Annotated in this window: 8 protein-coding genes and 1 tRNA gene; all 9 read right to left on the reverse strand. The window is 38.4% G+C overall.

Annotation, left to right across the window (positions count from 1 at the left end; all coding sequences use genetic code 11):
* Window positions 1–4: 4 nt before the first annotated feature.
* Window positions 5–2,023, reverse strand: coding sequence for a site-specific DNA-methyltransferase (locus JMY08_RS03225; protein WP_227679574.1), 2,019 nt, complete (start codon window positions 2,021–2,023; stop codon window positions 5–7).
* A gap of 56 nt (window positions 2,024–2,079) precedes the next feature.
* Window positions 2,080–2,886, reverse strand: a complete 807-nt coding sequence (locus JMY08_RS03230; protein WP_201590363.1) for a DUF4391 domain-containing protein — start codon at window positions 2,884–2,886, stop codon at window positions 2,080–2,082.
* Window positions 2,883–6,233 (reverse strand): helicase-related protein, encoded by a 3,351-nt coding sequence (locus JMY08_RS03235; RefSeq protein ID WP_201590366.1) that lies wholly within the window; start codon window positions 6,231–6,233, stop codon window positions 2,883–2,885. The genes JMY08_RS03230 and JMY08_RS03235 overlap by 4 nt, the downstream gene beginning before the upstream one ends.
* A gap of 199 nt (window positions 6,234–6,432) precedes the next feature.
* The gene (locus tag JMY08_RS03240; protein ID WP_045455674.1) at window positions 6,433–7,089 is read right to left on the reverse strand and encodes an IS1595 family transposase; all 657 of its coding nucleotides are present in this window, start codon (window positions 7,087–7,089) and stop codon (window positions 6,433–6,435) included.
* Between the two features lie 140 nt (window positions 7,090–7,229).
* Window positions 7,230–8,654, reverse strand: coding sequence for a DUF3631 domain-containing protein (locus JMY08_RS03245; protein WP_201590369.1), 1,425 nt, complete (start codon window positions 8,652–8,654; stop codon window positions 7,230–7,232).
* Between the two features lie 2 nt (window positions 8,655–8,656).
* Window positions 8,657–8,911, reverse strand: coding sequence for a helix-turn-helix transcriptional regulator (locus JMY08_RS03250; RefSeq protein WP_201590372.1), 255 nt, complete (start codon window positions 8,909–8,911; stop codon window positions 8,657–8,659).
* A gap of 158 nt (window positions 8,912–9,069) precedes the next feature.
* Complete coding sequence (locus JMY08_RS03255; protein ID WP_201590375.1) at window positions 9,070–10,404, reverse strand: hypothetical protein; 1,335 nt, start codon at window positions 10,402–10,404, stop codon at window positions 9,070–9,072.
* Window positions 10,405–10,601: 197 nt separating this feature from the next.
* Window positions 10,602–12,065: a tyrosine-type recombinase/integrase gene (locus JMY08_RS03260; RefSeq protein ID WP_201590389.1), complete on the reverse strand. Its 1,464-nt coding sequence runs from the start codon at window positions 12,063–12,065 to the stop codon at window positions 10,602–10,604.
* Between the two features lie 212 nt (window positions 12,066–12,277).
* Window positions 12,278–12,353 (reverse strand) — tRNA-Arg (locus tag JMY08_RS03265).
* Between the last annotated feature and the right edge of the window lie 39 nt (window positions 12,354–12,392).

The raw sequence follows: 12,392 nt of genomic DNA on the forward strand, positions 1-12,392 counted from the left end.
CCCCTTAGATGAACTTCACTTGCGTATCAGGTGATAACTGTGCAAAGCGTGCTTTGATATTGGTCTTGTCTTGGTCATGGGCGATCGCTAGCTCGCTTGAGACGAATTTGAGCGGCTCGTCCTTTGATACTTCATCCACCAGGTCAGTCGTTAGCGTATCAAAACACGCGACTAGGCTGTTGATACCGACATAATAGACGGTACTGCCCTGAATCTGTTTGGACTCAATGGGTAAGGATAACGGCACGCCCCAATCGAGCATGACTTGAAATAGCAAGTCTTCACCCGTGCGGTCTTCCTTGATATGCGACTCTAGGTTGTCCAGCTCTGCTTGCGAGTATTCGTCAGGCGTGTAATAGACCTTCTTCATATTGGTCTCATCGATTTTTAGCACGCGAAAGCCAATATCTAAGTCGTTGATACCGTCTTTATCTTGATTATCTGCTAAGATTTTTTGACCGGCTCGGCGTATGCGTTCTTTGGATAATTCGGCGATGGTACTGTAGCCAGCTTTATGAGCTTCCGATTTTTCATCGGTGATTTCAGGTAGCTGTATCATAATAAATTTTCTATTACCACTATCTTGAGCATTCAAATCCATTACTGCATGAGCTGTTGTTGATGAGCCTGCGAAGAAATCTATAATTATATCGTCTTCATTAGTAACCATACTCACTAACTCACTAATTACCTCTTCATCTTTGGGGTAAGGAAATACATTATTACCCATTAGTTGAGTTAGTCTTTTTGAAGCGGCTCTGCCATCTTGGTAAAATACACTGTAAGGAGTTTGTACCTCCTTATCTTTTAAGTACGTTTTTAAGCATGGAACATAATTTTCATCAATACCGAAATGTACGAGTCCATTATCAATCCATTCTTTCATTTTTGCCTGAGAGCTAGTAACCCATCCTCTAGAGGGGATTTTAACTGGTTGCTGAGTTGTTGGATGTAAAACCTCATACTTTGGTCCGCCACCACCAGGCCATGATATATCTGATGCAAAATAGATTCCGTTTTCATCCATATGACTATAGTGTTTGTGATCTTTAGAAGGGTCACCATCCGCTAGATTTTTATACCAATGTTTTAATTCTTCATGTATTCTTTGATAATCATTTCTAAACTCTTTTTTTAATTTGTTTGCTTTTTTATAGATATTATCTAACCCTTTCTTTTTTTGCCTCCAAATTATTTTTTTGTTTTTGAGGTAGCTTAAGCTCTTCACATAGCAAATTATATATTCGTGTGAAACAGAGATATGCTGAGAGTCATTTTTTCGACCGCCTGCCCATACTAAATCAGCAATGAAGTTATTCTGACCAAATGTTTCATCAAGAATCAGCTTTAATTTAGCATGTTCATTCTCATCACAGCTTACAAAAATCACACCGTCTTCTTTTAGTAAGCTTTTAGTAAGTCTTATACGACTATACATCATTGTTAGCCAATCAGAATGAAAACGGCCATTGGTTTCGGAGTTAAGCTCATAGTTATCTATTAGCCGATTACCTTCTTTATCCAATCGCTCTGAGCGCTCTAAAAAGTCTGCGGTATCCTCGCTAAAATCATCCTTATAGATAAAGTCATTGCCCGTGTTATAGGGCGGATCGATATAGATCATTTTGACTTCACCTAAATAGCTCTCTTGCAATAACTTGAGCGCCTCTAAGTTATCACCTTCTATAAATAGATTCTCAGTCGTATCGAAGTTGACACTTTCATGACGTGCTGGGCGTAGCGTTTTAGCGATAGGAGCGTTGGCTTCTAGTATGGCTTGACGCTTACCAGGCCAGTCGAGGCGATAGCGCTCTTGCCCGCCCTCGACCAATGACTGTGACAGCTCTTGCCGTAGTAAATCAAAATCTACCGCCTTTTTTAGCTTGCCGTTTTCATCTTTTGCTTCTGTAATACAATTGGGGAACAGCTCGCTAATTTTTTGTACATTGTCATCGACTAAGTTAGGGCTGTGCATACTGAGCATATCGTCATCATTTTTGTTTGCTGGGGCAGAGTTGGTCATCTAGATATTCCTAAAGCTATTGAGTATGAGTAAAGTATGATGATTATTTATAGGAGTTATTCAGCGATAAGCTGATTGAGCTCATCTCTAAGTTTATGCAAGCGCATATTTAGCTCAACTTTACGGTTAAATTGAGCTTCTTTTTTAACCTTTTTTTGTAGCTTTTCAACCTGCTTTGTTAGGCTCGCTATTTGTTGAACATGCTTAAGCTTCGCTTCTATATCTACCGCTGTATTTATAGAAGCGGAGGCCGTAGGATTTAGCTCTGCTTTTGCAACGATACTCAATTCAGTAGAAGGCGCGTCACCTTCAATGGCTTTTGGCTTAATGTGCTGACTAGGTGGCTTTGGCGTATCAGTAAGCTTATCCGTCACGGCATCATTAATAATACTAGGAAGCAGCTGCTCGATCAGATGGTTATATAAATCAGTCAGATTAAGTATCAACGGTAACGGCTCACGTTGATCGCTGGCGAGCCATTCTGAGCTATAGTATTTATTTAGCACGATTTTTGACTTATCTGCTTGGCTCGCACGCTTATAAGCAGCAATAACTTTGACCCGATCATTATGGACAATCTCAAAGATAACGGGAGTCGGTATAAGCTTATCAATGTATTTGAGGATACTTAAGTCAATGTCAGCAGTGCGAGCGATAATTCTAAATATTTGCACTTCTTGAAACAGAGTATCGGTTTGAATATTTAGCGAGCCAGCAGATAGCTTATATGCCCAAGTGATTTTTGCCACTTCATCGATAAACTTTTGCTTAAGCTTACTATTAGCAGACCCTTGCTCGTAGAGCTTGTTTTTGGGTATGGGTCTATCAACGGCAGCTGATTGAGGGTATTGGTATAAAATCATAATTCGCTAGTAGTGCTTGTATGTTGAATGTTGTTTGAAGTTAGCTCTTCTACCACAATGAAACCAATCAGCTCAAAGTCATTGAGCTCTTTTATGTCGTTTTTTAAAGCGGTGGTCGTCATCCCACTAAACAGACTGTCAATATCTTTATCCGCTTTAACGTTCTTTATCGCTTCAATGGCTAAGTCTAGTAATAAGCTATAGTGGCTCATATCTTGACCGTCAGCGGTGCGTTTATTAAACGTCTTACACACTTCTAATATAGGCTCAGACTGACCACGGCAAGCTTGCCGTGCCAAGCTAAGCAAGTGCTTTGCTTGGGTATAATCTGCTATTATTTTACCATCGTTATCGACATACATCAGATAATAAGGGTAGAGCTGGTTGGTTTTTTCACCATCGGTTTTATTATTTGTGCGTCCATTAACTTGAGCAAGCTCACGTGCTTTTAGGGCAAAAATCACACCTGCCGGCAATCCTGCTCTTTCATTCGCAGGAACGACGGCATGTAGCCCATTAGGCAATCGCTTTAAATTAGGGCTCGCTTCTAAGTAGCTGAGCAAATCCATACGAAAGTCATTAAGGCCTAAGTCAGTAATAGACACGCCAGTATTGGCATCTTCTAAGTCTAATACTTCAGTTTGCATACGTTTTAGCTGCTCATGACGATACGCAATGTCATTTGCCTTAGAACTTAGTACGTTATCATCCCCTGTGCTAGCCATGTCTACGATAATCATGCGGTTTTCGACGCGCTCTCGCAAATTAATATACTCATCTAGACTGATATCAGGCCAGTAGTTCACCAGTTGAATTTGATCATTGGTAGAGCCTATACGATCTATTCGACCAAAACGCTGAATGATACGTACAGGGTTCCAGTGAATATCATAGTTGATAAGATAATCGCAGTCTTGTAAGTTCTGCCCTTCAGAAATACAGTCGGTGGCTATTAAGATATCTATCTCTCTAGTCTCATTAGGAAAGATATCATCTTTCTGTTTAGACTTAGGCGAGAAGAGTGTCAATAAGCCCTGCATATCGTAGCCTTTGCGGCTGCCGACCATGCTCTTAATGGTAGTGTGATTTTCACTGCCCGTAATCTTAGCAGTATGTAAGCTAAAGTCGTGCAATAGCTCTGGTGCTATATGTTCGTATAGATAGTTAGCAGTATCCGCAAAAGCAGTGAATATAAGTACTTTTTGGTTGCCAGGATTTATAGGATTGTTAATCTTATCGATAAGGTGTTTTTTAAGATGCTGGAGCTTATGATCACGCTCTGGTGTAACCGTACTAATAGTACTTATTAATCGTCTAACGACAGCGTAGTCTGCCTCTAAATCTATGTGCCACTTTAATATATCCATGTCATCAAGATGAACTTTGAGCTTACCGCCTACCCAATCATTAGGATTAACCGACTCATCAAGCCCTTCATCATAGGCATCATCATCGTAACCTGTGCCAATATCGATAGATAGCAGGTCATTACTTTTTCGAGCCTGATACTCAGCTATGCTAGATAAGGCCTGCTCTAAACGATTCTTTAAGTTATGCAATGTTGAACGGAACGAATGAACAGAACTTTCTAAACGTTTGAGTAAGTTGACCGTCATCAAGGCTTGTAAACTTTTTTCTCGATCTTGTTGCTTAAAGCGTCCTTTACCTTCAACTTCGGTATCATACAAGTCTTCGTATTTTTCTAAAGCGCTAGGAAATATATACGTGAGCGGTGCATACACAACCATTCTAATTGAGGCCAGCTCCTTGTAAATCTGATTGAATGCAATGCTGTTGTCTTCAGTAATGGCACAGCGATATGAAAGGGGCGTTAGGCGTGTTGGGAATCGTCCAACTTCTTTGGTATCATAAAATTGCTGAATATGCTTACGTGAACGTGCAATAGTGACACTATCTAGAAGTTTGAAAAAGTCAAAATCGAGCATATCCAATATGGCTTTAGTGGTGCGATGCTCCACTGGCAGTTTTGACCAGTTGTTGAAACTTGCCTGAGCATTTCGGAATATATTGTCAATATCTCGCTTAGTATCGAGCTTATCATCTAGGTTCTTACTATCTCCTTCGTATGCTAGCGCCAGCTGATTTTTTAAATCATTAAAGCGGTTATTCACAGGCGTTGCTGAAAGCATCAGCACTTTGGTTTTTACACCTTGTTGTATGACTTGCTCCATCAAACGGTCATAGCGGGTTTTCTTATCTTTGAAGTTATCGCGGTTACGAAAGTTATGCGACTCATCGATAACCACTAAGTCGTAATTGCCCCAATTGATTTTCGCTAAGTCTATCCCTAAAGTCTCACCACTGTTTCTAGATAAGTCAGTGTGAAACAGCACATCGTAATTGAAACGATCTTTAGCAAAAATATTAGTCGTTAAATTAGCATTATAGTTAGTCCAGTTAGCTCCAAGCTTTTTGGGACAAAGCACCAAGACGCTTTTATTGCGCAGCTCGTAGTATTTAACTACGGCAAGTGCAGTGAATGTTTTACCTAAACCTACACTATCCGCTAAGATACAACCGTTATAAGTCTCAAGCTTGTTGATAATGCCGACCGCCGCATCTGTTTGAAAGTTATAGAGCTTTTGCCAGATAAGCGTGTCATGATAGCCTGTCAAATCGTTAGGCATGACATCTTCGTTCAGATCTTCAAGAAACTCTTTAAAAATATTGTACAGTATTAGAAAGTAAATACGCTCAGGATCGTTCTCTTGATAAACCGACTCGATATGACGAACAATCTCGTCGGTAATATCAGTAACTTTTTGCTGATCTTGCCATATTTGATTAAATAAATTCAGGTAGGGTAGCGCATAGTCTGAATCAAACCGATTAACCATGTTTGAGACAGCGTCGCCTTTTTCATAGCCAAGTCCAACAGGGGTAAAGCCTTGGATAGGCATGTAAGTAAATAATGATGCATTGTCTTTAACGCATACAAACTCTTGCATGGGTGAATTGGTAGTATTTGACTTAAAAACAGCTTTTTTACGTATCCATTCGGCACATTCTTTAGCAATAGCTTTCTGAGTCAGTTTGTTCCTGAGGTGAATCTCAAACTCAGTGCCATATAGGCTGTCCTCTCTATTAAACTTAGGAATAATAAACTCACGCTTTTCTTTCTTGAACTTATCAGTGATATCATTAGGCACAAAGGTAGGAGATGTGAATAAAAACTGCATCCCATCGATATTCTTAAGCTCTTGCTTTAACGCCGCATAAGCATAGATAGAGAAAAAAGAGGCGGCTATCTGTAGCTTAGATCCAGCATGCAGGTTTTCCTTTATGTCATCGCCAAATCTGTGGTTCAAATTGTCTATAAGTTTCATGGGTCAGCTTTTAGTTTTTATAAAGTGAATGCCGTATAGCACAGGCACAATTTGTAGCCATTTTAGATGACATCGGTAGGAATCTAAAGAGCTTTAATGAAATAAAGACATGAACCTCAAGTTACTCATACTCAGCTAAGTAAAATACGAATACTAGAACACGCCCTAACTTTAATATAGGGGCTGTAGTAGATAAGGATTAAATATCACACCATTTTCTCAAGGTTTTCAGCTGATTAGATGGTGAGCCATAGTTGAATCTAAACTCGCACTCTTTTAAAAACAAATGGAAGTTCTTCTTATTAATCCCATTATACTTTCTGAGTGTTCGTTTGGACTGATTCCAGAAGTTCTCAATGCCATTGATGTGATTGTTCTTACCGCAAATGAACTCTATAGAGTGATTGACTCTGAAATGTTTAAACTCACTCACATCTAATGCATTGTAACTTCGATAGCTATCCGTATAAACAAAGCTGTCAGGCTTGATTTTACGCTTAATAACAGGCATTAGGGTAGTCTGTTTGGTGTCTGCTACGACAATGGTATAAACCTTACCGTTTCGTTTTAGAATACCAAATACAGCGGTTTTACCAGCTGCCCCGCGACCTCTTTTGCCTTTGCGTACACCGCCAAAGTAACTTTCATCTAATTCGACCTCACCATCAAAAAGCTCATCAGCTTCTAATGAGAGATGGTAATCTATCACAAGTCTTATTTTATGATAAAAAAGTGCAGCAGTATTAGGCTGAATATCAAGCAAATCTGCGGCTGTTCTAGCAGTCACTTCAGCCGTAAAAAACTCTAACAGCCTTCGCTGTGCTTTTTTACTTAGTTTACAACGGGTTATCTTCATAAAAGTAGTCTAGCATAGTGCTTATCTACTACAGCCCCATAATATAAGCTAACTTCGACAAGAACAGACAAAAAAAGGATTAAAACCTGTTTCAAACAGATTTCAATCCTTTGGATGCGCTCTAAAATTAAGAGTAAATATTACGATAGATAACGCGAAAAAGCATCTTGGAAGTCGTTGATATCGTAACCTCTACCTCTGACCTCTTTACCATATGAGTCTAACGCCCTCATACATTTAGATGAAATGCTAAATTCACTTAACCGTTTAGCAATTTGATGTAAAGTAATAGGCTTGCCATGATTTAATGTTGACCAAATCATTTCTGGATCTTTGCATAATCCTGCCAGTAAATGCTTACTCAAAAGTCTGTCGGTCTCATGTAGATTAAAAACGGTTTGAATATCAGCTAATAACTGTTCACTTAAGCTTGGTTCATCACTTTCAATACCAGAAATTTCGATACAAGCATTATGAGCCTTTTCCAGCCAATCATCACCTAATATCATAGCTATTTTTAGTAAAATTTCCCAATTGTCTTGTGCCCGATCGTTGATATAAAGAGGTAAAACAGGCTTAGCTGCTTTGATAACCATCAAATTATCATCTGACCATCTGGCCAGTTTCGATTGGATGGTGTTAGTGATGTCTACAGGTAAGTCACGTACTCGTTTTTTTGTCTCGCTTTTCATTTTACGACGCAGAGTCATAGGTATTGATCGATCTATCAAAGTGCCAGGAATTTTACCAATACCGGAAATCGCTTTAGCTCCAAATACATTGAATGCTAAAGGTTCATTATCATCACCAACACAGCGTATGATGTATGGATTATCACGACTATGCCCCGCATTTAGTATACCTTGCAAGCCCTCACTTTCATTGATAAACGTGTCAACCTCATCGATAAATAGAGTCGGTTTGTAACTCTCAATCGAGCGAAATAATGCTGGTCCTGTAATGTTAGATGTTGGTAACGACCGTTTACTCAAACGGCTCATCAATGTTAATAAAGTACTTTTGCCGCATCTTTTTTCAGGCGCATTGATCCAGGCAATGGGCAAAATATGGCTTGCTGGAATAAGCCATGTCATTAATATCCATAACGTAGCAGCAAATTTAACTGCATCTTTACAGGCGATGTGATCGTCTAGTATCTGACAAATTTGATCAGCTACTGAAGTAATATCTAATACTGGCTCTGAGTATGGCTCAGTATCAATGATCAAGCTTTCTGATGTCTCAGACTCTATTTTATTTCTGACTTTCTTGACTAGCTTATCAAGTGATCGAACTGACATATTGTTGAGAGATTTCGCGGTTTCAGTGCGTTCTAGTTCATATTCCAGTTCTGATAATGTGGCAAGTCTATCAATAGTAGCTTGTGCTAAATCCGAGCTAATTTTTAGATCTGCATGTGGTAAAATAACTGATGATGGCTTGTCAATGTCATCTGAGGTATTTTCTGAGAGCTGGTCATCCTGCAAGATGACCGGCTTTTTTATTGAGTCAGCTGATTGCTTATCGGCTAACTCAGGAAGAGAAATATGATCATTCTTACTCATGACTATGCTTCCTCATTGTTGGATGAAGAAATATGACTATCTAACCAGTCATTAATATCGGACACACGCCAAAGGCTGGCACGTCCGATTTTTATGGGTGCGGGGAATTGTTCATTTTTGATTAAATGGTAGATGTGTTTCGCGGAAAAACCAGTGATACCACGCGAGGCAGGTCTAGCTGTAACGATACGTAGCTGACCTGATTCAGCGATGTGGTTTCGAGCTGGACGCTCGGGCTGATTTGCGAGATCTGACATTCGCAAATATCTATTTTTTAGTTTCATGTTATTACTCCATAGCATTGTGAGTTATAGCTAGTGTTAGCTGGTGCCGTGAAGTAATAGTAGAGCAGTTCACAAGACTGAAAAAGGTCATATGACCGTCATATGACCCTGTTTTTTAATAACTTAGATATTTATTTATGAAAATTAGTTTTTTCTTGTGATACGTCTAATCTCATTTGTATAACTCTATTAAACCAATTATGTACGAAATTTTTATTAACTGGAGACCCTAAGCTCTCCGAACATTTTACAATTTCTGTACATACATTATCTAACGATTCATCGATGTCATAACCAATTTTTTTTATTAAAATATTTAAAAATCTAAGCAACGCAGATCTAGTTCGAGAGTTTATTTCCTCGATGCCTATGAACGCATTATCAGCTATTGACTCTAAGTTAACTTGACTTAGTCTTACCTCGTCATCTAGTTTTTTCACAGCCTTAAGCCACTTGGAAACAAATGTTCTTGTCAAAGTAGTCTTTGAATATTTAACAATATTGGCATTAGTAGTACCTAAAGAAGAAGTAATATTATATTTACCTTTATATAATAAAACATAAAGTAATCTCGTAATTCCCTCCAATGCCTCTTGCTCAAAACTATTATTTAATTCATTATTAACTGGCATTAACTCTTGTTGAGTTGTATATAATACATAACTCCTTAAATTGTCTACATATTTTAAATAGTTATCAATTTCCGATTTTAAAAATCTAAAGTTGAGATAATGAATTGAAGTTATTAACGCATCTTCAGCACTTTCAAAGTCTACTGGTTTGAAGTTGTAAAGATTTACAGCATCTCCTGGTTTAAACTCATTGGCACTTTGAAATAATAAACTACGTACATATATAACATCCAAAATGGGATTATCTCCAATAAAAGCTCTTGTATCATTTCTAGCTAAAAAACCGCCAATATTTTTGAAGTAGAAGTAACCTTTAATTTTTTCACAGTATAAATTACCGATACGCTTAGCAATGTAGCTATCATCGTAGAAATAAGGAGTTATTTGCCCCCGTTCTGAAATGCTTCCTAATAGCTTGTTATGATAAGTTATACCAGTGACAGATTTAATATATTCGACGGTTTGATCAATGGTAAGAAACTCATCTTCAACAGGATCATTGGTCCATGTTTTATTATCAAAATAATCATTATCAACAGCATTAAAAATATTATACTTAGCTATTGGTGCCAAACTAGCCAAATCAGCTTTCCTAAAATTAACCATATGATCTTCATGATTTTCGAGAGGAGTTTCATCTAAGTTAATTTGGTAAAAATTCATCCGCTCGTCTATTTTGAATACGTCTAACGCTTCATTATTATGTGCGTTCAAAAAATAAGTTTTTGCATCGCTAATCGGCGTATCAGTCAAGTCACTGATTAAAATTACTATATTAGCTAATGTTATATAGTTATTACATTCTGCTTCAAACTGCTTAATTAGAATACTCACAGACTTGCACCTTTCATGATACATTACACCTTTTAAAAAAAGTGCAAGGCAGTGGTAGTTTAAAGGTGTATAAAACACTACCGTTCGGGTAATTAATCCTAGCCTTGCAATCGGTTGTGACAGCGATTGACGCTATCAAGTTCGGTTTGCCAGCCCAATGCTGGCGATAATTAATAAAGCAGTGCTGTTAAATGTTGTTAAAGCTGCTCGGCAAGTTTGGCCAAGACCTCAGCCGATACGCCTTGTGCCCGTAAGCTCTTTATCAATATATCTTTATCATGCACTGCTATATCAGTTGCTTGCTTATTCCTGCTATTCATTTCTTTAGTGATTTGATCAGGGGTCAATAAGTCAAAGCTGACCGCCTTGCCAGCTCGTAGATCATCTAAATGATTTGCCCATTGGTTCATCATCATTTGACGTTCTGCTAGATGTGCAGACAAGTCATAGCGCTTTTTGACACTAGACTGCCTAAGATGAGCTAACTGTATTTCTATTACATCTTCACTGAACTGCATTTCATACAATCCCGTGCTGGCAAGCTGTCTAAATCCATGCCCAGTCATCTTAGGGTAGAGGTCGCCTGTATAGCCCATACACCTTAAAGCTTGATTAAACCAAGCCTCACTATAAGGCTTGTTCTTGCTGAAGTTATAAAATACGTAACTCGTTTTTTCTGTTAAAGGTCGCATTCGCTCGATAATTGCCATCGCTTGTGATGATAGCGGAATTATGTGGTCTTGACGCTTTTTCATTTTATGTGCTGGGATACGCCATACATTTTTATAGTAGTCAATTTCTGACCATTCAAAAAATCGTAGTTCTTTCGTTCTAACAAAACATAACGTCATCAGCTGCATACCAGCCATGGTTTGTTCATGAGCATTCGGATGGTCTTTAATATATTTATCGATATTATGTAATAGTTCAGAAAGCTGATGCTGCTCGACCGCTTCCATACGCTTAGGCTTATGAGGTCTTAATGCTTTACTACGACCATAAGCGATATTAATGATGTCGTAGCTTAACGTATTAATAGCATATTCAAAAACTGAGCCAATTAGCTCGACACACTTACTTGAAGTATCGGCTGTCCATTTGCCTTGTTTTTCAAAGTAATTTTGAATTGCTAACCCGGTTTTGATGACGTCCTGTGCAGTGATAGAGGCAATAGGATAGTCACCGATATGCGGTGCAATATGCCTATTTAGATAGTTGTGAAGTTTTTGAATATTCTTAGGTGTAGTGGTAGATTTTTCGTCAATATACCTTTTAGCAATAACTCTAAATAAATCCTTCTGCTCATAGTCATTTTTATCATGATTTTTATGTTCTGTAGGATCAATGCCATCACTGAGCAACGCCTGAGCTTTATCACGTGCTAGCCTCGCTTCTTTTAGCGACACCTCTGGTTTAAAGGTAGAATCAATAGCTTGTTTAGCTGGCTTATAGATACCAATTTGATAAGTTTTTTGCTTAGGTCTAAGGTCTTTATCAGATTTATAGCGATAGGTCATTTGCCAAAATAGTGAGCCATTCGGATGTTGCATAAGGTATAAATTGTTACCATCACCATGGCGTGTGACTTTGGTGGGTGTGGACTGTTTGGCTATTGCTTTCACGCCAGCGTCAGTTAATCGATAGTCTTGTCTTCTTGTCATGGCTTATACCTCAAGGCGTTGAGAGGTTTAACAACAATCTCATCGCATAATTAACAACAAAAAATGATGTTGTTTATCATTTAACAACTCATTTAACAACATTGTAGAGGTGCTAGCAGGTAATGACAAGTAATCAATAAAGACAACTATGTATATGTATAAAGGGTTTAGAGGGATTGAGGTAATGCGAGGTTATGTCTAAATACAATGATTGGTGCGCCCACCAAGACTCGAACTCGGATCGATCGCTTAGGAGGCAACTGCTCTATCCTGTTGAGCTATAGGCGCATTATGGAGTGCTATTGTAAAAAAAAGCCTGTACAAAAG

The sequence above is a fragment of the Psychrobacter sp. Pi2-51 genome, assembly GCF_904846665.1.
Lineage (GTDB): Bacteria > Pseudomonadota > Gammaproteobacteria > Pseudomonadales > Moraxellaceae > Psychrobacter > Psychrobacter glaciei.